Annotated in this window: 26 protein-coding genes; 9 read left to right on the forward strand and 17 right to left on the reverse strand. The window is 32.3% G+C overall.

Features of this window, described 5'->3' with window-relative positions; genetic code table 11:
• Positions 1-422 precede the first annotated feature (422 nt).
• The 4 genes from AC13CQ_RS03190 to AC13CQ_RS03205 form a co-directional block, all read right to left on the reverse strand.
• Positions 423-2,249 carry an ABC transporter ATP-binding protein gene (locus AC13CQ_RS03190; protein ID WP_008615975.1) on the reverse strand — a complete coding sequence of 609 codons (1,827 nt, stop codon included), beginning with the start codon at positions 2,247-2,249 and terminating at the stop codon, positions 423-425.
• Between the two features lie 430 nt (positions 2,250-2,679).
• Complete coding sequence (locus AC13CQ_RS03195; RefSeq protein WP_008615976.1) at positions 2,680-4,398, reverse strand: phospho-sugar mutase; 1,719 nt, start codon at positions 4,396-4,398, stop codon at positions 2,680-2,682.
• Between the two features lie 39 nt (positions 4,399-4,437).
• Positions 4,438-5,412, reverse strand: coding sequence for a glycosyltransferase family 2 protein (locus AC13CQ_RS03200; RefSeq protein WP_008615977.1), 975 nt, complete (start codon positions 5,410-5,412; stop codon positions 4,438-4,440).
• A 38-nt stretch (positions 5,413-5,450) separates the two neighbouring features.
• Positions 5,451-5,972, reverse strand: a complete 522-nt coding sequence (locus tag AC13CQ_RS03205) for a DUF4199 domain-containing protein (protein WP_008615978.1) — start codon at positions 5,970-5,972, stop codon at positions 5,451-5,453.
• 172 nt (positions 5,973-6,144) lie between these two features.
• Between AC13CQ_RS03205 and AC13CQ_RS03210 the strand changes: the two genes are divergently transcribed.
• The 4 genes from AC13CQ_RS03210 (at position 6,145) to mtaB (ending at position 10,268) form a co-directional block, all read left to right on the forward strand.
• Complete coding sequence (locus AC13CQ_RS03210; RefSeq protein ID WP_008615979.1) at positions 6,145-6,396, forward strand: type B 50S ribosomal protein L31; 252 nt, start codon at positions 6,145-6,147, stop codon at positions 6,394-6,396.
• Positions 6,397-6,547: 151 nt separating this feature from the next.
• Positions 6,548-7,405 (forward strand): hypothetical protein, encoded by an 858-nt coding sequence (locus AC13CQ_RS03215; RefSeq protein ID WP_008615980.1) that lies wholly within the window; start codon positions 6,548-6,550, stop codon positions 7,403-7,405.
• A 22-nt stretch (positions 7,406-7,427) separates the two neighbouring features.
• Positions 7,428-8,603 carry a GlmU family protein gene (locus tag AC13CQ_RS03220; protein ID WP_008615981.1) on the forward strand — a complete coding sequence of 392 codons (1,176 nt, stop codon included), beginning with the start codon at positions 7,428-7,430 and terminating at the stop codon, positions 8,601-8,603.
• Positions 8,604-8,933: 330 nt separating this feature from the next.
• Positions 8,934-10,268, forward strand: a complete 1,335-nt coding sequence (gene mtaB / locus AC13CQ_RS03225; protein WP_008615983.1) for a tRNA (N(6)-L-threonylcarbamoyladenosine(37)-C(2))-methylthiotransferase MtaB — start codon at positions 8,934-8,936, stop codon at positions 10,266-10,268.
• A 116-nt stretch (positions 10,269-10,384) separates the two neighbouring features.
• Here mtaB and AC13CQ_RS03230 read toward each other — a convergent pair whose 3' ends face one another.
• Both AC13CQ_RS03230 and AC13CQ_RS03235 read right to left on the reverse strand, forming a co-directional pair.
• The gene (locus tag AC13CQ_RS03230) at positions 10,385-10,570 is read right to left on the reverse strand and encodes a CsbD family protein (protein ID WP_008615985.1); all 186 of its coding nucleotides are present in this window, start codon (positions 10,568-10,570) and stop codon (positions 10,385-10,387) included.
• A gap of 185 nt (positions 10,571-10,755) precedes the next feature.
• Positions 10,756-11,442 carry a phosphoadenylyl-sulfate reductase gene (locus tag AC13CQ_RS03235; protein WP_008615987.1) on the reverse strand — a complete coding sequence of 229 codons (687 nt, stop codon included), beginning with the start codon at positions 11,440-11,442 and terminating at the stop codon, positions 10,756-10,758.
• A 171-nt stretch (positions 11,443-11,613) separates the two neighbouring features.
• Between AC13CQ_RS03235 and AC13CQ_RS03240 the strand changes: the two genes are divergently transcribed.
• The gene (locus tag AC13CQ_RS03240) at positions 11,614-12,018 is read left to right on the forward strand and encodes a hypothetical protein (RefSeq protein WP_008615988.1); all 405 of its coding nucleotides are present in this window, start codon (positions 11,614-11,616) and stop codon (positions 12,016-12,018) included.
• On the opposite strand, the gene AC13CQ_RS03245 is transcribed toward AC13CQ_RS03240, so the two are convergent.
• Positions 12,015-13,313: a DUF2254 domain-containing protein gene (locus tag AC13CQ_RS03245; RefSeq protein ID WP_337900286.1), complete on the reverse strand. Its 1,299-nt coding sequence runs from the start codon at positions 13,311-13,313 to the stop codon at positions 12,015-12,017. The two genes, AC13CQ_RS03240 and AC13CQ_RS03245, sit on opposite strands and share 4 nt — an antisense overlap.
• A 217-nt stretch (positions 13,314-13,530) precedes the next feature.
• Between AC13CQ_RS03245 and AC13CQ_RS03250 the strand changes: the two genes are divergently transcribed.
• Positions 13,531-13,962: an Hsp20/alpha crystallin family protein gene (locus AC13CQ_RS03250; RefSeq protein WP_335589064.1), complete on the forward strand. Its 432-nt coding sequence runs from the start codon at positions 13,531-13,533 to the stop codon at positions 13,960-13,962.
• A gap of 104 nt (positions 13,963-14,066) precedes the next feature.
• Here the strand turns inward: AC13CQ_RS03250 and AC13CQ_RS03255 are convergent, their stop codons facing one another.
• From AC13CQ_RS03255 to AC13CQ_RS03265, 3 genes are read right to left on the reverse strand one after another with little or no spacing between them, the layout of a single operon-like run.
• A complete protein-coding gene (locus AC13CQ_RS03255; protein WP_040880279.1) occupies positions 14,067-14,297 on the reverse strand; it encodes a hypothetical protein in 231 nt (76 codons plus the stop codon).
• Complete coding sequence (locus AC13CQ_RS03260) at positions 14,287-14,598, reverse strand: hypothetical protein (protein WP_008615992.1); 312 nt, start codon at positions 14,596-14,598, stop codon at positions 14,287-14,289. The genes AC13CQ_RS03255 and AC13CQ_RS03260 overlap by 11 nt, the downstream gene beginning before the upstream one ends.
• A 4-nt stretch (positions 14,599-14,602) precedes the next feature.
• The gene (locus AC13CQ_RS03265) at positions 14,603-15,157 is read right to left on the reverse strand and encodes an RNA polymerase sigma factor (RefSeq protein ID WP_335589063.1); all 555 of its coding nucleotides are present in this window, start codon (positions 15,155-15,157) and stop codon (positions 14,603-14,605) included.
• Positions 15,158-15,557: 400 nt separating this feature from the next.
• Here AC13CQ_RS03265 and AC13CQ_RS03270 point away from each other — a divergent pair, with 400 nt between their 5' ends.
• Positions 15,558-16,331, forward strand: a complete 774-nt coding sequence (locus tag AC13CQ_RS03270; protein ID WP_474507706.1) for a hypothetical protein — start codon at positions 15,558-15,560, stop codon at positions 16,329-16,331.
• 86 nt (positions 16,332-16,417) lie between these two features.
• On the opposite strand, the gene AC13CQ_RS03275 is transcribed toward AC13CQ_RS03270, so the two are convergent.
• The 4 genes from AC13CQ_RS03275 to uvrB form a co-directional block, all read right to left on the reverse strand.
• Positions 16,418-16,810, reverse strand: a complete 393-nt coding sequence (locus AC13CQ_RS03275) for a barstar family protein (protein ID WP_474506899.1) — start codon at positions 16,808-16,810, stop codon at positions 16,418-16,420.
• 27 nt (positions 16,811-16,837) lie between these two features.
• Entirely contained in the window at positions 16,838-17,152 is a 315-nt protein-coding gene (locus tag AC13CQ_RS03280) for a type II toxin-antitoxin system RelE/ParE family toxin (protein WP_008615996.1), read from the reverse strand.
• On the reverse strand, positions 17,134-17,376 hold the full coding sequence (locus tag AC13CQ_RS03285) for a hypothetical protein (protein ID WP_008615997.1): 243 nt from the start codon (positions 17,374-17,376) through the stop codon (positions 17,134-17,136). Before AC13CQ_RS03285 ends, AC13CQ_RS03280 begins: the two co-directional genes overlap by 19 nt.
• 265 nt (positions 17,377-17,641) lie before the next feature.
• Positions 17,642-19,633 carry an excinuclease ABC subunit UvrB gene (uvrB, locus tag AC13CQ_RS03290; protein ID WP_008615998.1) on the reverse strand — a complete coding sequence of 664 codons (1,992 nt, stop codon included), beginning with the start codon at positions 19,631-19,633 and terminating at the stop codon, positions 17,642-17,644.
• 328 nt (positions 19,634-19,961) lie between these two features.
• Between uvrB and AC13CQ_RS03295 the strand changes: the two genes are divergently transcribed.
• Together AC13CQ_RS03295 and AC13CQ_RS03300 are read left to right on the forward strand one after the other, a co-directional pair.
• Positions 19,962-20,570 (forward strand): alpha-ketoglutarate-dependent dioxygenase AlkB family protein, encoded by a 609-nt coding sequence (locus AC13CQ_RS03295; RefSeq protein WP_008615999.1) that lies wholly within the window; start codon positions 19,962-19,964, stop codon positions 20,568-20,570.
• Positions 20,571-21,176: 606 nt separating this feature from the next.
• Positions 21,177-22,601, forward strand: a complete 1,425-nt coding sequence (locus AC13CQ_RS03300; protein WP_008616000.1) for an L-serine ammonia-lyase — start codon at positions 21,177-21,179, stop codon at positions 22,599-22,601.
• A 9-nt stretch (positions 22,602-22,610) separates the two neighbouring features.
• Here AC13CQ_RS03300 and AC13CQ_RS03305 read toward each other — a convergent pair whose 3' ends face one another.
• The 3 genes from AC13CQ_RS03305 to AC13CQ_RS03315 form a co-directional block, all read right to left on the reverse strand.
• Positions 22,611-24,770: a T9SS type B sorting domain-containing protein gene (locus tag AC13CQ_RS03305; RefSeq protein WP_008616001.1), complete on the reverse strand. Its 2,160-nt coding sequence runs from the start codon at positions 24,768-24,770 to the stop codon at positions 22,611-22,613.
• Between the two features lie 11 nt (positions 24,771-24,781).
• Complete coding sequence (locus AC13CQ_RS03310; RefSeq protein WP_008616002.1) at positions 24,782-25,612, reverse strand: ABC transporter permease; 831 nt, start codon at positions 25,610-25,612, stop codon at positions 24,782-24,784.
• A gap of 103 nt (positions 25,613-25,715) precedes the next feature.
• Positions 25,716-26,618, reverse strand: coding sequence for an ABC transporter ATP-binding protein (locus AC13CQ_RS03315; protein ID WP_008616003.1), 903 nt, complete (start codon positions 26,616-26,618; stop codon positions 25,716-25,718).
• Between the last annotated feature and the right edge of the window lie 17 nt (positions 26,619-26,635).

Genomic DNA, 26,635 nt, shown 5'->3' on the forward strand with positions numbered 1-26,635 from the left:
TTTTATTCCCTAGAGCCTGTACTGAATATCTTGAAGGGTTCTATGTCGAAATGGATTAAATTATTTTTCTTTGAATCCCTCGTAGGCTTGCCTCTAGGTAGTTGATTTTATAAGTTTTTGATTTTTTGGATTCTGCATCACTTATTCTCCGATAAAAAATGAGTATAAATACTGAAGTATATTAATATCAAGGACCCTCTCATTGTTATTTATCAATACAAGAATAAAGTAGAATTTAAAAGAGGTTTCTTTATAAACTAAAAACCTTGTAATAATTACAATTTAATCTTTGTTCCATTCCCTTAAAACGAGCGGTCTTGCTTCTTTAATCTTTGTTCTATTCTCTTAAAACGAAGCGGTTTTGTTTCTTTAATCTTTGTTCTATTCTCTTACAGCGAAGCGGTCTTGTTTCTTTTTTTTCTTTACTCAAACGACTGCATTTCTACTAATTTCTGATAAACTCCTTTGTGGTTTAATAATTCTTGATGAGTTCCTTGTTCTACAATAACTCCTTTTTGCATTACGGCTATAGTGTCTGCATTCTGTATAGTGGAAAGACGGTGAGCAATAACAATAGAAGTTCTGTTTTTCATCATGTTTTCCAAGGCTGTTTGTACAAGCTTTTCACTTTCTGTATCCAGTGCCGAAGTGGCCTCGTCGAGAATCATGATTGGCGGATTTTTAAGTACCGCACGAGCAATAGAAAGTCGCTGTTTTTGTCCGCCACTTAATTTTCCTCCAGCGTCTCCAATATTGGTGTCAAAACCTTCTGGGAGTTCTTTTATAAACTCAAAGGCATTAGCAATTTTGGCTGCTGCTTCAATTTCTTCTTTAGTAGCATCTGGTTTTCCAATACGGATGTTGTTTGCTACTGTGTCATTAAACAAAATAGAATCTTGAGTAACAATCCCCATCAAGCTACGCAAACTCTTTATAGAAACATCTTTTATGTCAACATTATCTATTTCAATACTTCCATTGTTAACATCGTAAAAACGAGTTACTAAATTAGCAATCGTACTTTTTCCGCTACCAGATTGTCCAACTAAAGCAACGGTATTTCCTTTTGGAATGGTTAGATTAAACTCTTTTAAAACGAGTTCATCTTCATATTTAAAAGAGATATTTTTAATGTTTATTTCTTTATCAAAGCTCGTTTTATTAATAGCATTTGGAGCATCTTTTATAATGTTATCGGTTTCCAAAAGCTCTAAAATACGCTCCGCAGCTCCATTACCTCTTTTTAGACTATAACTAGCTTTTGAGATTGCTTTTGCTGGAGTTAAAATATTATAGGCAAGCATAATGTATCCTAAGAAAAAGCTTGCTTGCATACTTTGGTCTATAAAAACTAAATATCCACCGTAAACCAATAAAATAGCAATTACAATAATTCCAAGTAATTCGCTCATTGGGGAAGCTAGATTTTGTCTGTTTAATACCGTGTTAGAATATTTATAATAACGATTGTTGGATTCTGAAAAGCGTTTGTTGAAAGTGTCTTCTGCAGTAAAAGCTTTAATAACCCGAAGTCCCGACATGGTTTCTTCTAAAATTGACAGAAAAAAACCTTGTTCTTGCTGAACTTTTATAGATTTCCTTTTTAAGGATTTTCCAATTTTAGAAATTACAAAACCAGCAATAGGGATAAAAATAAATACAAAAAGGGTTAATTTCATGCTGAAGAAAAACATGAAAATTAGAGAAAATAATATTGTTAATGGTTCTCTTACTACCATTTCTAAAACGGAAAGTATAGAGTTCCTAACCTCTTCAACATCTCCACTTACTCTAGAAATAGTATCACCTTTTTTCTTTTCAGAATAAAAAGAAAGTGGTAAAGAGACTATTTTGTTGTACATATTGGTTCTAATATCTTTTAAAACGCCATTTCTTAAAAAAGTAATGTAAAACATCGCCATATAATTGGAGAGGTTTTTTAGTAAAAACAAGGTTATAATTACAGAAACCATAACCATAAGCGCATAAAAGCTTCCTTTTTCATTAATTAAATCTGACAAAAAATAGTTAAGAGAATCTTGTGCAAAATCTTTTATATGTGTAATTCCTTTAAATACTGGCTTTTTTGTGATTAGTTTATTATCTCCAAAAATAACTTGAAGCACAGGAATTAACGCCACAAAGGATAAGGTGCTAAAAAGGGCGTAGAGGATATTAAAAAAGATGTTTAGATAAGCAAATTTTTTGTAGGGCTTAGCAAAACGGATTATTTTTTTGAAGTAATTCATTTAATATTTTTAAGAGAAACCTATAAGGTATTTTCAAACTTTATATGGTAATATAACAGGGTACAAAGGTACACTTAATTATGAAATTAAGCCTGCCTTTTTTAGAGGCAGGCTTATGAGATGTTATAATTATTAAGATAAAATTAGAGCGATTAATTCGAGGTTCTAGTTTAGAATTGCGTTGATTATTTGTTAGCTCTAATACCAATCTAAATGCTAGTGACTTCATGCTTTTCATTTCTTTTGCTCGCCCAAAAGAAACGAAACAAAGAAAAAGACGCCTTATCCAATAAATTTTTTCGACAACGGGGTCTAAAAATCGTAACCGAAACGCTGTGTCGCTGCACTCCTAATCTCAGAGCTTTCGGTTGCTATTCTGAGGATAAAGGTTTTAGCTGCGCTAGCCATCAACACTGTTTTTAACTAAAGCCTAATTCAGTTTTAATTCCTTGATAATACGATCCATTTTTTTATCTAGTTTTTTTACTTCAGCAGTATAGTCAGTAGCATTTTTGAGCGTTCCTTTTGTGCTGAAATAGAATTTTATTTTTGGTTCAGTCCCACTCGGTCTAGCAGCAATTTTAGTGCCGTCTTCCGTATAATAGATTAACACATTGGAAGAAGGAATTTCTATTTCCTCTTTGTCTCCAGTTAATAAATTTAGACGGATAGAACTTAAATAGTCTTCTACGTATAGTACTTTTGATCCATCAATAACTTTTATAGGATTTTCTCTTAAATCAATCATCATTTGTTTGATTTCATCCGCTCCTGAGATTCCTTTTTTGGTTAGAGAAATCAATTTTTCTCTATAAAGACCAAACTCTTCATAACACTTTAATAAATCTTTATAGAACGAACTCCCTTTTGCTTTTGCATCTGCCGCAATTTCGCACGCAAGTAGGGAAGAGGTAACAGCATCTTTATCTCTCACAAAATCTCCTACCATAAATCCAAAACTTTCTTCACCACCGCCAATAAATTCTTGCATAGGGAAGTCTTTTATCATTTTGGCAATCCATTTAAAACCTGTTAATGCTTCTTTGTAATCTACTTGATAGCCTTTTGCTAAAGCACTCATCATTGGAGTAGAAACAATTGTAGAAGCAATGTATTGGTTACCGTTGATACGATTGGTTTTTTTCCATTTATCAAGAAGGAAGCGAGTCATTAAAACCATCGTTTGGTTTCCGTTTAGAAGCACCATTTTTCCATCGTTATCTCTAACAGCAATTCCTAATCGGTCACTGTCTGGATCTGTTCCAATAACCATATCGGCATTTAATTCATCTGCCTTTTTCATGGCCATAGCAAGGGCTTCTGGCTCTTCTGGATTAGGAGATTTTACGGTAGGGAAATTACCATCGGGTTTCCTTTGTTCTTCAACAATATGCACATTATTGTATCCCGCGCGTTTTAAAACCTCAGGAAGCACAGTAATAGAAGTTCCGTGTAGTGATGTAAAAACAATAGAGAAATCATCTTTCCCTTTGGCTCCAAAACTTCCGTTTTCAACAGAGGCGTTTATAAAAGCTTCGTCTACTTCTTTGTCTATGTATTCAATTTTATTTTCGTCAGCATTAAAATTAATAGTCTCAAAAGATAGGCTTTCAATTTCTTTAATAATTTCATGGTCTTCAGGTGGAACTATTTGTCCGCCATCCTTCCAGTATACTTTGTAACCATTATATTCTGGGGGATTATGAGAGGCAGTTAAAACAATTCCGCATTGGCAACCTAAGTGTCTTACCGAAAATGATAATTCTGGAGTGGTACGGAGTTCAGAAAAAAGATAAACTTTTATTCCGTTAGCAGAAAAAACATCGGCAACTACTTTGGCTAATGTATCACTGTTATGGCGACAATCATAAGCTATAACAACTTTTAGTTCTTCATTTGGAAACGACTTTTTTAAATAATTACTAAGTCCTTGCGTATTCTTTCCGAGAGTATATTTATTAATACGATTTGTTCCAACCCCCATAGTCCCTCGCATTCCTCCAGTACCAAACTCCAAGTTTTTGTAGAAACTTTCGTTTAATTCTTCAGAATTTAAATCTATAAGTTTTTGAACCTCTTTTCTTGTGTCCGCATCAAAGAAGTTGGTTAACCAAGTTTTTGCGTTGTTTAAATTTTCTTCTGATATCATTTTTGGCTAATTTTTTCAAATATATTTTAAGGTATGAAATTATGATGTTATTTCAACCTTAAAACTGTCTAAATTAATAGTCTGTTGTATTTTGTATCTTTTCTCTTGTTTTTTGGTTCTAAGAATAAGCTCTCCTAAGAAACCAGCAATAAAAAGTTGCGTACCAATAATCATTGCGGTAAGCGAAATATAGAATTGAGGACGCTGTGTTATGAGTCTTCCATAAGGACTAAAAAACAGCTTATCAATGCCTAAATAGATGGCAAAACAAAAGCCAATTATAAACATTAAAACCCCTAATGCGCCAAAAAGATGCATGGGTTGTCTTCCAAATTTTGAAATAAACCAAATGGTAATTAAATCTAGGAAACCGTTTATAAAGCGTTCCATTCCAAATTTTGTGGTTCCATATTTTCTAGCTTGGTGTTTTACTACTTTCTCTTCAATTTTAGTAAAACCTGCATTTTTTGCTAATACAGGAATGTACCGATGCATTTCTCCGTGTACATCTATTGTTTTTACTACCGCTTTACGGTATGCTTTTAGTCCGCAGTTGAAATCGTGAAGCTTAACCCCGGAGGTTTTTCTTGCAGCCCAATTAAAAAGTTTTGAAGGTAAATTCTTAGAAATAACCGAGTCATAACGCACTTTTTTCCATCCAGAAACTAAGTCGATATTGTTATCTTTTATGAGGTTGAATAGTTCGGGAATTTCTTCAGGATTGTCTTGAAGGTCTGCGTCCATTGTAATAACTACATCGCCTTGCGCCATTTCAAAACCAGCATGTAGTGCCTGTGATTTCCCAAAATTCTTTAAAAAGCGAATCCCTTTTACAGAACTGTTATTTGCAGAAAGGGTTTGAATGGTTTCCCAAGAATTGTCTGTACTCCCATCATCTATAAAAATGAGTTCATAAGAAAAACGATTGGATTGCATAACTTTTACAATCCAATCGTGTAATTCTATTAAAGACTCTTGTTCGTTGAGTAGTGGTATAACTACTGATATATCCATGAATGTTTTATATCTAAAATAAAAATCAAAGATATGAATTACATTTCATTTTCAGATTTTTTCAAGATAAGTCCTGTTATTAAAGAAACAATAAATCCAATAAAAATATTAAAGATGAAAATAATAGGATAGGTTACCCAGAAAAACTTCTGTTGCATTTCTACCGCAGTATCGATTTGTTCTTGAGTTAATTCAGGATTGTTTTCAATCATTCCTGCTCTAGCTATATCTGCTATTTTCGTGCTAAAATCGGGGTCGATAACATTTACATATAATAATAGATATATAACTGTAATAACTGCACCTATAAGAGCAGTTCCGATACCAGTTTTCAAAGCTTCACCAAGGGTTAAATAACCTCCGTTTGCTTTTTTAAATTGAAAAATTGCTAGAGCAATAATAGCGACTAAGAAAACAGTAGAAACTATTTGTTTCCCCATTCCTTGGTCATATTGCATATCCATAAAGTAAAGCATTAGGCTAAAAATAATTCCAATACCACCAAGAATAAGACCAAACCTTATTGCAAATTTCCCTGTTGTTGGTTGTGTGTTTTCCATTTTTTTATAGTTGAATAGTTTTATATAAAATTAGTAGATATTCTTGTATATTTGTTACATAAAATAGAAATAAAAAAAATACTTACAATTTTTGAGTAAAAAGTATTGGTTATCTAAAATAAATTGATAAATTTGCACCTCGAAAAAATTGTGAAGTTTAAAATATATAGCGATGAGAAAAGGTATACATCCAGAAAATTATAGATTAGTTGCATTTAAAGACATGTCTAACGATGACGTTTTTATTACTAAATCTACAGCAGAAACAAAAGAGACTATAGAGGTTGATGGTGTTGAATATCCTGTGATTAAATTGGAGATTTCTAGATCATCGCACCCTTACTATACTGGTAAGTCTAAACTAATTGATACGGCAGGACGTATTGATAAGTTCAAAAACAAATATTCAAAGTTCAAAAAATAAAGAACTTTTATACGTATACAGAAACCTCTGATTTTTTCAGAGGTTTTTTTGTTTTTAATACAGTTTTTTTTAACTGTAATCTCTTTTTTAAATAACATTCATTAAACTATCTTTATTCCTTTATTGTGTGGAATGCTAACATACTGTTAATATGAAACAGATATTGATACTGTTTGGTCTGATTTTTATTTTGCATCCAACATTTGGACAGAAACGGTTGGATATACCAAAAACTCGAGTAGTGGAAAGTTTTATTAAAACTTTACCAAAAAAAATAAGGGAACTCGATTTGAAAGATTTAAGGACATCAACAGATTCTTTGAATATTAGGATTTGGCAAACTCACGAAGTCTTTACTATAAATTATAATAACGCTACTTTTTCTAATTACAAAATCTACACTACTAATGAAAAATTAGTATTTAAGACGTTTAAAATATCAGAGCAAATTTCTAAGAATATAATGGATTCCTTGTTAGTTTCAAGAGTAATGAATCTTGAAAATGAGGATTATAGAGGGGTTGATGGGGGTTTTGTATTCATTGAAATTTCAACAAAAAATAGTTATAAGATAGTTAGTTTTTGGTCGCCAAGTTCAGAAAGAAGTGACAACTGTAAAACGGTTGTTCAAATTCTTGGCATGCTTGATAAAACTGTTGACACAGGAAATTTAAAGAGTGAGTTTTTAAACTCTTTATCTTCTGGGAGTTATCGGTGGGGAATGACGAGTATTCGGATTGATAGATTTTTAGATAAAGACGTATCCAAAACAGATTTTTACTATAGAGCCGGGAAGAGGATGAGAAGGGAGTTAAATATTACTGACAAAACCGATCATTGGAATTTTCCATTAATACTTGTAGATAAAAAAACAGCTAAGATTTCAGATTTAAATAAATACACGAACAAGCAAATTGCTAAATTTGAAATTCTAAAGCCAAACAACAATTCGACTGCTATATATGGATATAATGGGAGTAATGGAGTTGTATTAATTGAATTGAAATAAATATATTTTAAAATTATTTACCATGAACTATATTCTTTTTGATGGTCCTTCGCGCAACGCCTTGTTGCCTTTTACATATACTCGTCCTGTTGCTGATATTAGAATAGGAATACTTACTATTCGTGAAAAATGGGAGAGATTTTTGGGTTACACTACCACTACAATTACAGAAGATTATTTAGCTGAAAAATTTCCAATGGTAGAAATGGAACAAAATATTCTTATTAATTCGTCTTTTTTACCAAATGAAGATTTAATCGAGTTAGTTAAAAACTTAGAGAATAATCAAGCTATATTTTTAGGAGAAGAGGTTATTGCTTTTTACACAACAGAAGCTCAAGAAGAGGTAGATTTGTCTAAATACGAGGCTATTGAATATGAGGGAGAATGTATTCAAGTTCAAAATACATGGGATATTTTTTCAAAAAATGGAGAAGCTATAGAAGCCGATTTTAATTTAATAACTTCAGATAGAGCTAGTCAGCCAATTCCTAGTAGTAACAATGTTATTGCTGCTGAAAATATATTTTTAGAAGAAGGGGTTTCTGTCGAATTCTGTACGCTTAATGCTGCTAATGGGCCTATTTATTTAGGGAAAAACTCTTTAGTAATGGAAGGCAGTATTATCCGTGGTGGATTTTCACTTGGGGAAAATGCTATTGTAAAAATGGGCGCCAAAATATACGGACCAACTACTATTGGTCCTGGTTGTAAAATAGGAGGAGAGGTAAATAATTCGGTACTTTTTGCTAACTCTAATAAAGGGCACGAAGGTTTTCTTGGAAATTCTGTTTTAGGCGAATGGTGTAATATTGGTGCAGATACTAATAGCTCTAATCTTAAGAATGATTATTCACCAGTGCGTTTATGGAATTATGAAACCGAAAATTTTGCAAAAACAGGTTTGCAGTTTTGTGGACTTATGATGGGAGATCATAGCAAGTGTGGAATCAATACAATGTTTAATACAGGAACAGTGGTAGGGGTAAGCACAAATATTTTTGGAAGTGGTTACCAACGAAATTTTATTCCAAGTTTTCAATGGGGTGGAACAGGTGGTTTTACAACTTACCAGCCCAAAAAGGCATATGCTACCGCAAAAGCAATGATGGAGCGTCGGGGTTATGAGTTTAATGCTGAAGAGGAAGCTATTTTAAATCATGTTTTTGAAATAACAAAAAGGTGGCGTAAAGAGTAATTATTCATTGGTTTCAAATTTAGTCGAAACTATGCATTCATTACATCCGCTTCAGCTTTTAAAAACTTATTATATGCCACGAATACACTAATATATATTGGTTTTACAATCATTTGTGTATTCGTGGCAAAACAGACTTTAAGTCCATAGTTGTTTGGTTAAAATTTTTAATACAAAACTATAATATTCAGTTATTTATATTGTTTCTTTTTAGAGAAAAATATTCGACTGAGCGGCTAATCCTTTAATACTTCCAAATAAGTTGGTATATTTGTACGCTTTTTTCAGTAGCCGCTTTTAAGCTGAAGAATAGGTGAAAAATTTATCTTAATGGAAAGAAAGAAAGTTGCATTTTATACACTTGGTTGTAAACTGAATTTTTCAGAAACCTCTACTATTGCTCGTAATTTTACGGAAGAAGGGTTTGATAGAGTCGATTTTTCTGAAGAAGCAGATATTTATGTTATCAATACATGTTCTGTAACCGAAAATGCAGATAAACGCTTTAAATCTATTGTAAAACAATCTCAGAAAGTTAATCCTGATGCTTTTGTTGTGGCTATAGGTTGTTATGCACAATTAAAGCCAGAAGAGCTTGCTGATGTAAATGGTGTTGATCTGGTTTTAGGGGCTACCGAAAAATTCAAAATAACCGATTATTTAAACGACCTTTCTAAAAATGATTTTGGAGAAGTGCATAGTTGTGAAATAGAAGAAGCCGATTTTTATGTAGGGAGTTATTCTATTGGCGATCGAACGCGTGCCTTTTTAAAAGTCCAAGATGGTTGTGATTATAAATGTACGTATTGTACTATTCCTTTAGCTCGTGGGATTTCAAGAAGTGATACCTTAGAGAATGTCTTGACAAATGCTAAAGAAATTTCTGATCAAGGGATAAAAGAAATTGTCCTTACAGGAGTAAATATTGGCGATTATGGAAAAGGGGAGTTTGGAAATAAAAAACACGAACATACTTTTTATGAGCTCGTTACAGCTTTAGATAAAGTAGAAGGGATTGAACGTCTCCGTATTTCTTCTATAGAGCCTAACCTTTTGAAAAATGAAACCATCAATTTTGTTTCTCAAAGTAGAACTTTTGTTCCTCATTTTCATATTCCATTACAAAGCGGAAGTAATCATATTTTAGGGTTAATGCGTAGAAGGTATCAGCGTGAGCTTTATGTTGATAGGGTGAGTCAGATAAAAAAAACAATGCCTCACGCTTGTATTGGGGTGGATGTAATTGTTGGTTTTCCTGGAGAAACAGATGAACATTTTCTTGAAACTTATAATTTTTTAAATGAATTAGATATTTCTTATCTGCATGTATTTACTTATTCTGAAAGAGATAATACAGTGGCGGCAGAAATGGAAGGGGTGGTTCCTGGTAAAGTTCGTGCTAAACGCAGTAAAATGCTTAGAGGGTTGTCTGCAAAGAAAAGACGGGCTTTTTATGAGAGTCAGTTAAATACGCAAAGAACCGTATTATTTGAAGGAGAAAATAAAGAAGGATATATCCATGGATTTACAGAGAATTATGTAAAAGTGAAAGCTCCTTGGGATCCAGCATTAGTAAATACATTACAAACGGTAAAGCTTGATAAAATTGATGATGATGGTTTGGTGAGATTTGAATTTGTAGCAAATGAGATGTTGGTGAGGTAAGTCTGATGGATAATGCTGTATATTCTGTAAAAAAGTTTTTTTATTGAAAAGATAAATAAAAAGTGGCTGCCTAAAATGCATCTAAGTTGCATTTTAGGCAGCCACTTTTTAAAATTCTATAAATTTTCGAATTCTTCTCTAAGTTCTTCTTTGGTTTTTCCTGTTTTTTCTTGAACTCGTCCTAGCATTTCATCAAATTTACCTTCAGCAACCGTTAAATCGTCGTCAGTTAAATCCCCGTATTTTTGTTTTACTTTTCCTTTAACTTGATTCCACTTTCCTTTTAATTCTTCAGTATTCATAATAATTTTTTTAATGATTAATAGTTTTCTTTAATCCCTCTGCAAACATGCCTTAAGGGAGTTTACTAAAGATCTTGTTTTAATCATTGAAAATGTTACAAATCCTTCCTAAGCTTATCATAATAAATGTTATTTTTTAGAAAGAAAAGTTAAGGTGTCTTAAAATGAAGATGTATTATAAGGTTTTAGAGATGAAGTCCACACTCTGTTTTCGGACTATTATTCCATCTGCCGCTTCGGTCTTCGCCAGGCACAGTACAATGCTTGCAACCAATGGAATTATATCCTTTTGCAACTAATGGATGGAATGGTAGGGTGTGCTCTTTAATGTATAAATCTCTTTCTTCTTTTGAAATATCTAACAAAGGATAAAACTTTAAAATCTCCCCTCGCATTTCAAAAATATCTAAAGTAGCTCTGTGGTCGCTTTGCCACTCCATCAGGCCAGAAACCCAGACATTATATTTCTTTTTGATTAAATCTAAAGGTTTTACTTTATTGATGCTACAGCAAAATTCAGGATTCTTTCTGTAAGTTTCGTCTTGAACAGTAAATTCATACTCGTCTTTTAATGCACTAATAGAAGCTACGTTTAATCCGTAAAGCTGTGTTAGTTTAGTTTTGTAGTCTAAAGTTTCTGGAAAATGATATCCAGTATCGATAAAATAAACTTTTTGTTTTTTATTTACTTCAGAAAAAAGATGTAGTAAAAAAGCGGAAGTAGAAGCAAAAGAACTGGTAAGCATGATTTCGGCTTCATCAAAATCGTTATATAGTTCCGCAACTCTTTCGTGAATAGTTAGCGGCTTGTATTTTTTGTTTAACTGCTGAATTTCTTCGTCAGTATATAATCTCTTTTCAGTTTGAATCATAAAAATCTATTTATTCGATAGACTATTAGTTTAATGGCGCAAGATAGTCTTTTTAATTTTTTCTTTTGAAAAAGGAGGGGATTTCTTGATGAAAATTAAGGAGATTTTAAGATTTATATTAAAAATTCCATATTTTAGTTGTCATTATAAACTCAAAATTGCCCCATTTTTATGAGTGAAAAAGAACAAAAACTTAGCTTGCTTTCAGAAATGATAGCCTTAATTCAAGCGGATCATACGGTAAATGAACAGGAGTATAATTTTATTTACACTATTGCCAAACATATGGAAGTAGAGAAAGACGATTTGGATGCGCTTTTTAAAACAAAAAACACTCGCTACATTCCGCCATCACCAGAATCTGAACGGATTTTACAATTCCATAGGTTGGTTTTGTTAATGAATATAGATAAGGAAAACCATCCTAATGAGATACAGCGTTTAAAAGAGTTTGGAATCCGAATGGGACTTAGTCCTTTTGCAATAGACAGGGTTTTAGGAGTTATGGATAATTATCCAAATCGGGTAGTTCCTCCTAAGGTTCTGGTGGATATTTTTAAGACTTATTACAATTAGGTATTTTTCATTTTTATGTTGAAAAAATTTAATTGTTTGCTCAATGCTTCTTTGTCTCTATTGCTAGTTAGGTTGTTTTCAGCATCATTAATTAAAGTTTTAACTTCCTCTAAAATTACTTTTTTATAGGTGTTATCAATGCATTCTTGGAAATGTAAAAATCTAAACATAACCATTAGTTTCTGAATAATAATAATGTCGTGTTTGCAATACAATCTAATAGAAGCCATTATATTGTAAAGTAATTCTTCAAAACTTATGGAGGTTTGATAAATAAGTGCTTCGTCTTCAATAAAATGAATGCTTACGTCCTCCTTTTTCATTCTAATGGCAAGGAGTTCTGTTAAATAATCTATAGCATTCAAGGCAGTTCCAGGGTCATTAATACCTGGAGACATAGCTTTGACGGTAATTTCTGTAATTTGTTTAAATGCTAAAACATAGTTGTTCTCAATAAGTTCCCCTTTGCCAAAAATAAAAGTGCTTAGAATGTCGTTTATAGTTTCTTCATCTAATTCTTTTTCAGAAGAAAATAAAGGAACTCCATGCAATACAAAATTTCCTTTGGCAACTAAAATTTTAAGTTTAGACTCCTTTTTTTGAGAAATTTTAAGGAGCGCATCAATAGAAGTATTTTGGAAGTATCCAGATCTATTGGAGTTGTAGGAATGCCAGTTTGAGGTGTCTGGAAACTTATTTTTATTTAATTCCTGATTTTTAATAATATCCATAAGTCTGACTTTTGAAGTATTAAAAATCCCTTCCAAAATATTGTTTATTTGAATTGATTGGGAGATAGAATGGATAAAATATACAAAAGCTGCGAGACAGAAAACAGTTAATATAATGCTTATCAATACTGAAAAACCGGGTATTTTATCTTTGTCTGCTGTTGGAGCTATAGATACTAAAATAAAAATACAATAGAGGAGAGTAGCCAAAAAAACGCCTAAAACTAGTTGATGTTTACGGTTGGAAATAAGTCCTGGTAATATTCTAGGAGAAAAATTGCTAGATGCTTGATTGAGTAATACCATTACCATAGAAAAACTAAAAACCATAAGAGAAATTAATCCGCCAATAAAAACACTTAATAAAGAGCGGGCGGTTTCTTCATTGTCCAATACTAGCATTGGTAGGTTTTCTCTTAAATACCTTGAAATTCCTAGACTCTCTAAATAAATTAATATAAAAGCGAATAAGCAACCGCAAATGGCAATAATTGTAGGATAAAAGGCAATCTGACTTTCAATGGTATTAAGAAAGGTTCTTAATTTTCTAAATAGTTGCTTCATTAATCATGTTTTTCTTCATTTAAAAATATGGTTTTAAAGGCAGATGACAGTTATTTTTATTGAAATAGCACATTAAAAAAATTCAAAAAGGACATTTTGTCATTGTTAAACTACGCAAACAAGACATTTTGACATTTAATTAAACTTGGAATTGAATTTGTTTTAAGGCTATCAAACGATTATTAAAAATTACAGTTTAATTAAAAAATATAGAATTATGAGTTTAGTAAAAAGAAACAACGTAATGTTCCCAACTTTTTTTGATGAGGTATTAAATCCAGATTGGTTTGGGGGAATGGAGAACAAAAAATCTTTTGTTCCAGCAGTAAATATTTTAGAAAACGATAAAGGGTTTTCGTTAGCGCTTGCTGTTCCTGGATTTAAAAAAGAAGATTTTAAAATAGAGGTAGATAAAGAGGTATTAACTGTTTCTGCTGAAGTAAAAACAGAAAAAGAATCTGAAGATAAAACTGAAATGTATAGTAGAAAAGAGTTTAGTTTTTCTTCATTTAAAAGACTCTTTACATTGCCAAAAACAGTAAATAGTGATGAAATAAATGCTACTTACGAAGCGGGAGTGTTAACATTAACATTGCCTAAAAAAGATGAGGCCTTGCCAAAACCAAAAAGGCTTATAGAGATTGCGTAAAGATTAGTTTTTCATAATGTTTAAGTTAGTTAGTTAATTAAGGAATGCCCCGATAAATTCGGGGCATTTTTGTGTTTTAGTTAGGGTTTTATATGTAAGTCTGTCTATACAAGTGCTAAGCATTGTATGTTTAGAGTTTGTAATATTTCTTCAACTTCCTTTTCGGTAATACCACAAGAAACAACTCTTAAAATCTTGTCAATATCTTCAAGATCAAAATTTGCCTGTTTAATTCCAGGGTGGATTAATAGCTTTTCTAGTACACGGTTTATTTGCTCGGTAGAATGTATATTAGTGGCAAAGACTAATATTTCTAATGTGCTTCTATTGTTCATCATTGTTGGTTTTATGGTTTTTACATCTTTCTCTTAATCGTTGTTTAATTCCGTTTTCCCAAGGTTTTCTAGATGGTCGACCTCGTCTTCCTTTAAATTTGCCTCTGTAACCGCCCCAGCCACTTCCTAAAAACAGAAGTTTGCAAAGCAATAATACACCTAGGGTTTGCCAAAAAGTGAGGGTTGTTATTCCAAAAATATCTGGCATAAGCCAATTCCATAAATGCATTACTATAAAAACATAGAGCGCAATAATGGCTACTTTAAAAAATATAAATCCAATAATTTTTAATCCTTTCATATCCTTAATCGTTTAATTCGTTGTATAATTCTTGTAATGCTATTTTTAAACGGGAAACGGCGTAGCGTTTTCTCGATAAAATGGTATTGACCGATGTTTGTTTTAATTCAGCTATTTGTGCAATTGGAAACCCTTCTAGTTCATAGAGCACAAAAGCATCTCGTTGTTCTTGGGGGAGTTTCTCTAAGGTATTTTCAAGAACTTTGGAAACTTCTTCTTTCCATAATTCTGTTTCTTGGTCGGGAAGGGTGTGTTCTTGTATCCATTCAAAGATTTCATTATCATCATCTTCTTTTCTAGTCAAATCTGAGGCGTTAGTTGGTTTCTTTTTCCTAATAAAATCAATAGCTTTAAATCTAGCGGTGCTGTATAGCCACGATGTAATTTTGTCCAGATCTTTTATTTCTTCAAAACCAAGTATCAAATTGTAAAACACATCTTGTACAATATCTTTTGCATCCTCTCTATTAGGAATCCATTGTTTTAGAAAGTAAATTAGTTTCCCTTCTTCGGAAGCAGATACTCGCTTTATAAAACTATTTTTTTCCTTTTGATTCATTTAGTTGGGATGCGTTATACTATATAGTCGGATGAGAAAGGAAAATATTTTAACCATTTTCGTTTTTTATTGAATTTTATTCAATTTATAGTGAGTTTAAGTCCCTAAAACTTCTTTTGTGACTATATTGAAGGTCTCTGTTTAGATGAGTTAAATTAGTTTCGTTTAATTATTGCGTGGGCAAGTCCGAGATATTGATTCGTCATAACATTTAACAAATTGGGACAATGGGAGGATTCACTGTTTTTAGATTAAGTATAAGAATTATTTGCTATATTTAATTGCTTTTTATTAATCCTACATTTATATAGTATGGTAAAGTATTACTCTCCATCTGGAGCATTTTCTTATAGCTCTATTTTATATTTTTCATTAGTATCGATAACCATATTTCCGCTTATTGTATATACCTTTTGTTTACATTAATTTTATTATTACAATTCTTTTTGGATTCGCAATAGGTTATTCAATAGATAAGTTTGTAATTGGTATAGGTAAAGTTAGAAATTTTTGGTTGTCTATTATTTTTGGTTTTATTGGATCATGTATTGCGTTATATTTTCACTGGCTTATTTGGGTCGATCTTGTTGTAAATGCTGGAGAAAGTTATGGAACCTCTCGATTAGGTATAACTGTAAGTAATATTAATTATTCTCAATTATTATTTCTATTGAGCAATCCAGAGATTTTATTTAGTATAATTAGCGAAATCACTAAAACCGGTACTTGGTCTGTTGGGGGAAGTTCTAGCAATAGTGTTAACGGAACTTTTTTATATATTGTATGGTTTATTGAGTTTCTTATAGTTTTAGTGGTTTGCTTAATGACAATAAATAAATATAGAAAACCGTTTTGTGAAAGAGAGAATTGTTGGTATAAAGAACTAAAGTTAAAGCCCTTCGATTATATTGTAAATGTTAAAAAAACTGTAGCTAAAATTGAAGAGTCAAATCTTGAAGTTTTAGAGACTATATCATTACAAATAAATCCCCAAAGAAGCCATAGTATTTTCATATTATACACTTCTAGACATAATGATTGTTACTTATCTATCATTAATAAAAAAGCAAAAAGAGGCAAAAATGAAAAAATGGAGTTCAATACAGACCATGTGGTAGATTATGTAGCGGTAAATAAAGAATTCAAAGATAGGATTCTTGGAATTAATAAATAGCATTTAAATCATGTAAAATATTGATTATTAGTATTTTATAATATTATTGATTTAAATAGTTAAGATGTTTTCCATAACTTTAAAAATCACACTTCGATTAAATTAATTCTTGGATGATTTTTAATGATTTCCATTATAATTTCAAAGTAGGTTTGACCAGTCCCTTGCTCTAATGCGGTTATCTTTTTTTGAATGAAATCAATATTAAATACAGCAGGTTCTTCGAGTTTCTTTTTATAAAAATTTAATGTAGCTTCTATTCCTAAATCAGATTTATTTTTACTGATATTCTTCCAAATCAAATCAAATTTTTCAACCGACTTTAATGCGCCAAAACCACCATAAAACAAATCGTTTAAAGCATCTAAACTTTCAGAAATTTTCCAGTTTTCAGCGCTCATAAATAACCGATTTATCTCTTTGTAAAAAGAAGGAATATCATGAATTTTGTCCCCATTGATAATAAATTGTTTCGGCATTTATATAGTTTATTGTTATTGGCAACGTTATTTTTTATGATTCAATATTTCCAATAGTTCTTTCAGGTTTTGTCTATTATCCCAAAAAGCTGTGATTATAATTTCTTTGGATTTAACTTTATAATAAATACTGAAATTTCCTACCGAAGTAACTCTTATGTCTTTAAAATCAGTTGCTTTATAAATAAGAGGTTCATCTGCAATTTGCTTTGTTCGATCGGAGACTAGCTTTACTAGTTTTTTTGAATAAGTGTTGGATTTATTTCTCTTAACCCAATATTCTAGAATTCCTACAAACTGAATGTCAGCAGTTCGTGTCCAAATTATATTGCGTTTAGCCATTCTATATTTCTTTTCTCCATTGCTTCCTGAGAAATCAGTTCTCCATTTGTAATATCTTGTTCGCTCATTTCCAAAATTGCTTTTTGTTCTTTAGTCAATTCTATCATTTCTGATTCGCAAGAACTGGAAGCGATTAATTTGTCAAGAGCAACTAAAAAATCTTTATCTTTAATGGATAGTATTTTATCTATCAATCCGTTTCTTATAGTATCTACTGTTGCCATAGTATCATAATTTGTTTTAAATATCCGAAAATTTACATGTTTTTCCTAATGCCATCTATTGTACTTGTTTTCGGTTTGCTACTTGAGAATCTGCGAGGATTTTACGTCGTAAACCGAAGCTAGCAATAAACTATAACCGTATTTATTGAGTAATGTTATTTTTTTATTTGCTCTTTGCCTTTTTCAGTATTCTAAATTACATTCCAATTCTTGATATAGTCTTCTTTAGTTTATTTGTAATAAATTGTTTCGGCATTATTCTAATTTAAATACGTTCTTGCAAGCTTTTTATTTCGTCTCGTAATTTTGCAGCTTCCATAAAATCGAGTTCTTTGGCTGCTTTTTCCATAGATTTACGTTTATCTCGAATAATCTTTTCGATTTTTTCTTTTGGTAAGTAATCTAATTCAGGTTCTGCAGCTTGTCTTGCAGCTTCTTTTTCTAGTTGATAAGTGGAGATTGAGTTTTTTCCTAAGGCACTATCAAGGTTTTTCTTAAGTGCTGTAGGAACAAGATTGTGTTTGGTGTTATAATTTATTTGTTTTTCTCTACGGTAGGTGGTCTCGTCTATAGTTTTTTGCATACTCGTCGTTATTTTATCAGCATACATAATAGCTTTACCATTTAAATTTCGAGCAGCTCTCCCTACTGTTTGCGTTAATGAACGTGCACTACGTAAAAAACCTTCTTTATCAGCATCTAAAATAGCAACAAGAGAAACTTCTGGTAAATCAAGTCCTTCTCTTAAAAGATTTACACCAATAAGGACATCAAAAATTCCCTTTCGTAAATCTTGCATAATTTCTACCCGCTCTAAGGTGTCTACATCACTGTGGATATAACGACAACGAATTTGAATCCGACTTAAATATTTTGTAAGCTCTTCGGCCATTCTTTTGGTAAGAGTCGTAACCAAAATACGTTCATCTTTTTCCACTCGTTGCTGGATTTCTTCTACTAAATCGTCAATCTGATTTTCGCTTGGACGAACTTCAATAACAGGGTCTAATAAGCCTGTTGGCCTAATTACTTGCTCTACATAGACTCCATCGCTTAGTTGCAATTCATAATCTGCTGGCGTTGCGCTAACATATAAAACTTGGTTCTGTAATGCCTCAAATTCTTCAAATTTTAAGGGTCTATTGTCCATTGCTGCGGGTAGCCTAAATCCGTATTCTACTAAGTTTTCTTTCCTACTTCTATCGCCGCCATACATGGCATGTACTTGAGGAATGGTAACATGACTTTCATCTACAACCATTAAGTAATCATCTGGAAAATAATCTAATAGACAGAAAGGGCGAGTTCCTGGTTGTCTTCCATCTAGGTAACGAGAGTAGTTTTCAATACCGCTGCAATACCCTAATTCGCGAATCATTTCTAAGTCAAAATTAGTACGTTCTTCCAAACGTTTTGCTTCCAAAGGTTTCCCTACTTCTTTAAAATAATCCACTTGCTTTACCATATCATCTTGAATTTGATGGATAGCATTTTGTAGCACATCTGGCGAGGTAACAAACATATTTGCAGGGTAGATATTGAGTCGGTCGTATTTTTCTAAAACCTTGTTTGTGTTCGGATCAAAAGCTTCAATTTCTTCAATTTCATCACCAAAAAAATGAATTCTAAAAGCATCATCAGCATAACTAGGATACACATCTACAACATCTCCTTTTACTCTAAAACTTCCATGAGTAAATTCTGCAGTAGTACGTGCGTATAAACTTTGTACTAGTCGGTGTAAAAGTTTAGTACGAGAAATTACTTGATCTCTCTCAATAGAAATTACATTTTTCTGAAATTCAACAGGATTTCCAATACCATACAAGCAAGAAACAGAAGCTACAACCAATACATCTCTTCGTCCAGAAAGTAAGGAAGAAGTAGCGCTTAATCGGAGTTTTTCAATTTCATCATTTATAGATAAATCTTTTTCAATATAGGTTCCAGTTACTGGAATATAGGCTTCGGGCTGATAATAATCATAATAAGAAACAAAATATTCTACCGCATTATCGGGGAAGAATTGTTTGAATTCTGAATATAATTGTGCAGCCAATGTTTTATTGTGCGCTAAAACCAAGGTTGGTTTTTGTACCGTTTCAATAACATTGGCAACCGTAAAAGTTTTTCCAGATCCTGTAACTCCTAAAAGGGTTTGGTATTTTTCTTCGGAATCAATTCCTTCAACCAACTGTTTGATTGCATTTGGTTGATCTCCCGTTGGTTTGTAGTCTGATTTTATAGTGAATCGCATCTTACAAATTTAACAAACAATATGGTAGCATGTTGTTTATGTTTTGTGAAAATTTATTTATAACATCTTGAGGTGTAAGACCGCTTTGCTGAAAGAAAATAGGGTAAAGATTATATGGTAAGAGTTATGAAATTATTTCAGTAAATCTACTTTCTATTTTTAATAGGGAAACATTATACTTTCCTTTATAAACTATTACAGATCTCTATACTTTTAATTCTAATAATAATCTGAAGGATGGATTATGTTTGGTTTTTTAAGCGTAGTTTTCTTGCTTAGGATAATTTATTCATCTTTGTATATAAGTAAGTTTTTTACATGAAAATAAATGGATTTATTTGATGCAACACCTCAAAGTCAACGTAATATTTTAAACAAAGATGGAGAGGTTTATTACTACGGAAAAATATTTAATAATAAAGAGGCGATAGCTTTTTATGAAGAGTTATTCAATAATATCCATTGGAAAAATGATGAAGCTATCATCTTCGGGAAAAGAATAATAACAAAACGAAAAGTAGCTTGGTATGGAGATGAGCCTTTTCAGTATACGTATTCTAAAACAACTAAATCTGCACTTCCGTGGACAAAAGTATTATTAGAATTAAAGAAAAAAACAGAAGAAGTTACGGGAGAGACTTTTAACTCTTGCTTACTAAATTTGTATCATGATGGGAGTGAAGGAATGGCTTGGCATAGTGATGGAGAAACAGCACTTAAAACAAATGGAGCGATTGGTTCCTTGAGTTTTGGAGCGGTAAGGAAATTTTCTTTTAAACATAAATCAACCAAAGAAAAAATAGATATAATTCTTGAAAATGGGAGTCTTTTAGAAATGAAAGGACTTACACAAACGCATTGGTTACACCGACTCCCACCTACCAAACAGACTTTAAAGCCTAGAATTAATCTTACTTTTAGAACTATTGAGTGTTAATTTTTAGAGGTTCAAAGGTTCAAAGTTGAAAAATGTGTCAATTTGAAGATTTGGAAATGTGAGTAAAAAGGTCGGAAGACCGAAGACCGAAGACGGGAGTGTTCAGCTGGCAGTTACAGTATGCAGTTTTTCAGTTTATGGTTAACTACAAATTCGAAAAGAGTTAGAATGCAAAATCTATATTCTCTTCTCTCTATTCTTGTCATTTTTTTTGCTTTTTTTCTTGTCTCTTGTCTCCTTTTTTGCTTCCGACTTCCGTCTTCCGACTTCTTTCAATAAGCAGCAGTTTTTTAGTTTATGGTTAACTACAAATTCGAAAAAGAGTTAGATGCAAAATCTATATTCTCTTCTCTCTATTCTTGTCTTTTTTTGCATTTTTTCTTGTCTCTTGATTCCTGACTCTTGATTGAAAATGTACGCCTACTGAACTGAACACTGCATTTCTTGTCTCTTGTCTCTTGTCTCCTTTTTTGCTTCCAGCTTCACAAACTTTCTTACATTTAACAAATAACCATCAACTATCAACCGAAATATAACTTTATAAGAAATTCTTTATTCTTTCCTAACAAAATGTATATTTGCCACCAATCTTTAACGATTGCGTAAATGGAGTGTATTAGTGTTTTCGATATGTTGAAAATAGGCGTGGGACCATCGAGTTCTCATACCTTAGGCCCGTGGAGAGCTGGAGAGCGTTGGATAGCTGAATTAAAAGAAGAAGGCTTGTTTGAGCAAGTAACTTCTATTAAGGTTCATGTTTACGGTTCTCTTTCTTTAACAGGAAAAGGTCATGCTACAGACTTGGCTATTTTACTTGGCCTCTCTGGAGCCGATCCAGAATATATTCCTATTGATACTATTGATGGGATTGTAAATACTATTAAAACGGAACATATCATCAATTTTAATGGGGAGAGACAATTAGATTTTAATTTTAAAGAAGGAATTGTTTTTCATAGAGATTTTTTACCATTTCATGCAAACGGACTCACATTTGAAGCAAGACTAGATTCTGGCGCTACATCTTCAGAAACGTATTATTCTATTGGAGGAGGTTTTGTAGTAAAAGAAGAGCTTATTCATGCGAAGGAGAATTTAAAAACTCTTAAAACCTTTCCTTTTCCAACCCAAAAAGGAACGGAATTGTTGGATTATTGTCACCAAGAAAACGCAAGCATTTCTGAAATTGTTTTAGAAAACGAACGATCCTTACGTTCTGAGGAAGAAATAGATAGAGAATTGCACCGTATTTGGGATACCATGCTTGAGTGTATGTATACGGGTTGCCATACAGAAGGAAATTTACCTGGAGGCTTAAATGTAAGACGAAGAGCTTTTGATACCCATAAAAAATTGATAGGAGAGATAAAGTATAATTCGCCTCAAGAATGGTTGGAAGCTATTAGACTAACAGAAGTAAAATTTAGGCAAATCCTAAAATGGGTGAGTTGTTTTGCTATTGCTGTAAATGAGGTGAATGCTGCTTTAGGAAGAGTTGTTACAGCACCTACTAATGGAAGTGCTGGTGTAATCCCTTCTGTTTTAATGTATTATATGGTAATTGAAAATCATGATGCTGGATTTGATGAAATCAAGAAATTCCTTTTAGTGGCTGGAGAGATTGGAAGTATTTTCAAAAAAGGAGCTACTATATCAGCAGCTATGGGTGGTTGCCAAGCAGAGATTGGAGTTTCTTCGGCTATGGCTGCTGGAGCACTTACGGAACTTTTAGGAGGAACTCCAGAGCAAGTTTTAATAGCTGCTGAAATAGCAATGGAGCATCATTTAGGGCTTACGTGTGATCCTATTGGGGGGCTTGTGCAAATACCTTGTATTGAACGGAATTCTATGGGGGCTATAAAAGCAATTAATGCGGCAGAATTAGCTTTGGAAACCGACCCGAAAAACACAAAAGTTCCTTTGGATAAAGTGGTAAATACCATGTGGGAAACAGCAAAAGATATGAATTCTAAATATAAAGAAACCTCTGAAGGAGGATTGGCTGTTGGAGTAAATTTAAGCGACTGCTAGATTTTAATCTTACCTTTTTAAGGTAAAATGTCCTTTAAAATCGCGACCATCATCTAATTTTACCCTAAACCAATAATCGGATGCTGGTAGTGGAATCCCGTTAAAAGTTCCATCCCAGCCTCTGCTTAAAGGGTTGAGTTGCTTTACTAGTTTTCCGTATTTGTCGAATATAAAAACATAAGACCCCGATTGGGTTGAACTATTAATTCCGCTGATTCTCCAGTAATCATTATGGTTGTCGTTGTTTGGAGTGAAAAATTTATCGTAACCAATTATAGAAATCGTTTTAGAAACAGTTCCGCAGCCATTTTTATCACGCACATAAATAGTAGCAAAACCTTTTGGAACGTTTTCAAAAACATTACTTGTTTGGTATGGGCCTACAATATCTTCAATAGCATATAAATAGTCTCCTTTTCCTTCTACAAAAACCGTAACTCTATTATTTTCATAAATATCTTCTACTTCTGGATCAGGAGTAAAAGTGGCAATATTAGAGGTGTTGATTGTAAATGTTTTAAAGTTGGAACATTCATTTTGAATAACTCCCGCAGCATCACTATATATATTCTTCAAAATAAGTTTGTAATTCCCTGGAGAAGTAATGGTGACATTTCGACTAGTACCAACGGTAGTTTCGTTTCCAGTATCATCAATCTTTACCCATTTATATTCATCAAAACCAGATTCTGCTGTAATAAAAGCTTCAGGATCATTCAGACATATTAGCGGTAGCGGATTAGGAAGATTAACGATAGGCTTTTTATTAACTACTAAATCAAATTGTTTTACATCTTGGCATTCATTATTTTTTTCAATACGTGCATAAATTGTTTTACTTGCAGTTGTAATCTGGTCGCTAGTAATTTTATTGAGCTCTAAAGAAGCATCATTTAAAGAATTATATAAAGCAATATCTAAATTTTTAAAGTGGGTATCTTTAATATATTTTAAGTCGAAAGTTCCCTCTGGAGTGATGCTACTCTCATTGTTTGCACATACGTAAAATGGACCTATTTTATCAAGACCGGCAAGTGTTGGATTAACTTTTAACTTAATTTCTCCTTCAGCTTCACAACCATTTTTATTTATAACTTTTACATAGATAGTCTCCCCGTCTTTTGCTGTAAAGTTCTCAGGATTTATAATAGAACCCCCCGAATTTCTGTCAGCTATAGATTTGTAATAAAACATTGAATAATCAGGATTGTTATTTATCCCTTGAGCTTCAGCTTGTGTTAAATTAAAGGATGTGGTTTTATCGGTAGAATTGTTATCGAGATCGCATTGTACTAATGTGTTGTTGTTGAAAATTGGCTCTTTGTAAGCTGAAATTTTAAAATCTGTAATGTCAAAACATCCATTAGGGTTAGTAACTCTACTGTAAATTGTTTTTTCTTCTTCTGAAATATTTTGAGTATTTGGAATAGGATTTATATTATCAGAAGCATCGTTTAATGAAGCAAAAAAATCTACAGTATTATTACTATCAGAATTAATTTGATTTTTATAGGTGTTTAAATCAAAATCAAACTTTCCGTCAATGGTACATTCTTTTTTATTTAAAATTTTATTAGCAGTAGGAGCCGGAGGGAAGGGAGATTTTCCAGTGGTAGCACTTCCAGTCCATTGAAGATCGAATCCACCATCTCCGATGGGTCTATCTATAACAATAAAATAGGAGTCTCCAACAGCTACATTTAACCATTTAACAAATCCATTGCCACTTTCTCCAGGTCCTTCAGAAGCGTCGGACTCTGAGCCATTCATTCCTGTTGAATTACTTGTTTGCCCTGCTGCTAATGGATTTGTGGTAGAACAACGAATTGCTTGCCCAATATTTCCGCAAGTAGCACTTGGACCATATACAAAAAAATCATAATCAACTTCAAGTTTGCTACTAGAAGGTGTTAAAGTAAATCCTAATGTACCTGCTTGGATAATAGATATTTTTAACCAAACACTGTTGTGTTCTTCACTATTACATGAGTTTGTAGTATTTATTTCTTGTATTCCACTTCCATTAGCATTGGAAGTGAAAATACCTCCTCCGCAAACTGTTATTGCATTAACACAATCGTTAGGGAGCTTATTTACTGTCTGTGCACTAATAAAGTCAATCAGAAAAAACAGAAAAAGTATAAATAGGTATTTTTTGGGGGCTAGCATTTAGGGTTGGTTTATAAATCTCGCTTTTTTAACAGGGCATAAGATAAATAAATAAACAGATAAGTCCATAATAGCACAATAAGTATTTCATACCAATGCACACCATAGTCTTTAATGTATGATTCTCCAATTTGATTAGCTACAGATTGTACAGCATTTAGTCTGCTAAAAGGTTCTTTTATTAAGTTGCTCATAGCGCTTAATGGTAAAAATTGTGAAATGCTATTGGCAATATTTCCATCGGTTTGCCAGCGTACAAGTCCGTAAAAAATACCTTCAAATACTTGCCATAGAATTAAAAAACCAAGAGCAAAAGCAGATCTTTTTACAAAGATCCCTAAGAACAAACAAAAAGAGAAAAAACCTAAGAGTTTTACAAAAAAGGCGATTAGGTATTCCAAATCAGAAAAAATAATGCTGAATTCATTATAATCAGAATAAAACAATCCTAAAACTAAAGAAACTACAAAGATAAAAACCGTAGAGATTACTGAAAAAACTACAACTGTAAGAAATTTAGAAAGGATAAATTCTTTTTTACTAAGACCGTCAATTAGGTTTTGTTTAATAGTTTTATTACTGTATTCGTTGGACATCATCGATACAATTACGATGGCTAGAAACAGTTTAAAAAATGCAGCTATGTAAGTATTGAAATGCCATATGTAAGGAAAGTTAAAAATTCCTTGATCGGCTAGTTGGAAATGAACTTCTCCTATATCAAAATTTATAGTAGCAAAAAGCGCTATAAAGGTGAGAAGGATAAAATATGCGATGATTAAAATTCTGCTTGCGCGATTATTCCACAATTTTATAAATTCTATTTGGAGTAGTCGTTTCATTTTTTAGTTTTTTATATCCTAATTAGTAGTAGGTTTTTGGTTTATGTTTTAAAACTTCTGAGCTGTTCTGAGTATTTAGAAGAGCTTAGGCAGAGATGCTTTTTTAGTTGCTTTGGTTTTTTGTAAGCGCTAAAAATTGTTCTTCTAAACTTTCTTTTCTTTTAACCAAATGAGAAAGAATAATCCCATTTTTAAATAGAAATTCGTTAAAAGTGGTAGCATCCATCGGTTCATTTAAAAATGCGGTAATAAGTCCGTTTTCATTTTTTATAGAACCAAAAGCAGGATTATTATGGAGTAAATCTATTAGCGCCTTTTCATTCCCTGCTTTTAACTCAAAGAATCCGTGACTAGCAATCATTTCATCTACACGGCCGCTATAAAGTTTAACCCCTTTTCTAAGAATGATTACATGGGAACATACTTTTTCTACTTCATCTAACAAATGCGAAGCTAAAAGGATGGTAGTTCCTGTAGAAGCAATTTTCTTTATAATTTCTCTAATTTGGTGAATCCCTTGCGGGTCAAGTCCGTTTGTTGGTTCGTCGAGAATTAAAATTTCAGGATCGTTTAACAAGGCAGAAGCAATAGCAAGACGTTGTTTCATCCCTAAAGAATAGGTTCTAAAGTTACTGTCCTTTCGATCCAAAAGACCAACCAATTCCAACTTTTCTTCAATTTTAGAATCTGGAACATCTTTTATTTTGCAGACTAATTTTAAATTTTGGACAGCCGTCATATATGGATAAAAGTTTGGTCGCTCTATAATGGCGCCTACTTTTTTCAATGCTTGGTGGGTTGAGGTATTACCATCAAACCAAAAGAAATCTCCATTTGTTTTGTTAACTACATTGAGCACAATCCCAAGTGTAGTAGACTTTCCGCTCCCATTAGGGCCTAAAATTCCGTATACATTTCCTTTTTCAATAGTAAAAGAAAGGTCGTTTACTGCAGTTAAAAAATTAAACTTTTTAGTGAGATTTTTTACGGTGAGAATAGTTTCCAAATTTTTCTTTTTTCGAG

It is taken from the genome of Galbibacter sp. L-19, from assembly GCF_056857615.1.

Coding starts and splice junctions, on each gene's coding strand:
- AC13CQ_RS03190 (WP_008615975.1), bottom strand. CDS start 2,249: ATGAATTACTTCAAAAAAATAATCCGTTTTGCTAAGCCCTACAAAAAA.
- AC13CQ_RS03195 (WP_008615976.1), bottom strand. CDS start 4,398: ATGATATCAGAAGAAAATTTAAACAACGCAAAAACTTGGTTAACCAAC.
- AC13CQ_RS03200 (WP_008615977.1), bottom strand. CDS start 5,412: ATGGATATATCAGTAGTTATACCACTACTCAACGAACAAGAGTCTTTA.
- AC13CQ_RS03205 (WP_008615978.1), bottom strand. CDS start 5,972: ATGGAAAACACACAACCAACAACAGGGAAATTTGCAATAAGGTTTGGT.
- AC13CQ_RS03210 (WP_008615979.1), top strand. CDS start 6,145: ATGAGAAAAGGTATACATCCAGAAAATTATAGATTAGTTGCATTTAAA.
- AC13CQ_RS03215 (WP_008615980.1), top strand. CDS start 6,548: ATGAAACAGATATTGATACTGTTTGGTCTGATTTTTATTTTGCATCCA.
- AC13CQ_RS03220 (WP_008615981.1), top strand. CDS start 7,428: ATGAACTATATTCTTTTTGATGGTCCTTCGCGCAACGCCTTGTTGCCT.
- mtaB (WP_008615983.1), top strand. CDS start 8,934: ATGGAAAGAAAGAAAGTTGCATTTTATACACTTGGTTGTAAACTGAAT.
- AC13CQ_RS03230 (WP_008615985.1), bottom strand. CDS start 10,570: ATGAATACTGAAGAATTAAAAGGAAAGTGGAATCAAGTTAAAGGAAAA.
- AC13CQ_RS03235 (WP_008615987.1), bottom strand. CDS start 11,442: ATGATTCAAACTGAAAAGAGATTATATACTGACGAAGAAATTCAGCAG.
- AC13CQ_RS03240 (WP_008615988.1), top strand. CDS start 11,614: ATGAGTGAAAAAGAACAAAAACTTAGCTTGCTTTCAGAAATGATAGCC.
- AC13CQ_RS03245 (WP_337900286.1), bottom strand. CDS start 13,313: ATGAAGCAACTATTTAGAAAATTAAGAACCTTTCTTAATACCATTGAA.
- AC13CQ_RS03250 (WP_335589064.1), top strand. CDS start 13,531: ATGAGTTTAGTAAAAAGAAACAACGTAATGTTCCCAACTTTTTTTGAT.
- AC13CQ_RS03255 (WP_040880279.1), bottom strand. CDS start 14,297: ATGAACAATAGAAGCACATTAGAAATATTAGTCTTTGCCACTAATATA.
- AC13CQ_RS03260 (WP_008615992.1), bottom strand. CDS start 14,598: ATGAAAGGATTAAAAATTATTGGATTTATATTTTTTAAAGTAGCCATT.
- AC13CQ_RS03265 (WP_335589063.1), bottom strand. CDS start 15,157: ATGAATCAAAAGGAAAAAAATAGTTTTATAAAGCGAGTATCTGCTTCC.
- AC13CQ_RS03275 (WP_474506899.1), bottom strand. CDS start 16,810: ATGCCGAAACAATTTATTATCAATGGGGACAAAATTCATGATATTCCT.
- AC13CQ_RS03280 (WP_008615996.1), bottom strand. CDS start 17,152: ATGGCTAAACGCAATATAATTTGGACACGAACTGCTGACATTCAGTTT.
- AC13CQ_RS03285 (WP_008615997.1), bottom strand. CDS start 17,376: ATGGCAACAGTAGATACTATAAGAAACGGATTGATAGATAAAATACTA.
- uvrB (WP_008615998.1), bottom strand. CDS start 19,633: ATGCGATTCACTATAAAATCAGACTACAAACCAACGGGAGATCAACCA.
- AC13CQ_RS03295 (WP_008615999.1), top strand. CDS start 19,962: ATGGATTTATTTGATGCAACACCTCAAAGTCAACGTAATATTTTAAAC.
- AC13CQ_RS03300 (WP_008616000.1), top strand. CDS start 21,177: ATGGAGTGTATTAGTGTTTTCGATATGTTGAAAATAGGCGTGGGACCA.
- AC13CQ_RS03305 (WP_008616001.1), bottom strand. CDS start 24,770: ATGCTAGCCCCCAAAAAATACCTATTTATACTTTTTCTGTTTTTTCTG.
- AC13CQ_RS03310 (WP_008616002.1), bottom strand. CDS start 25,612: ATGAAACGACTACTCCAAATAGAATTTATAAAATTGTGGAATAATCGC.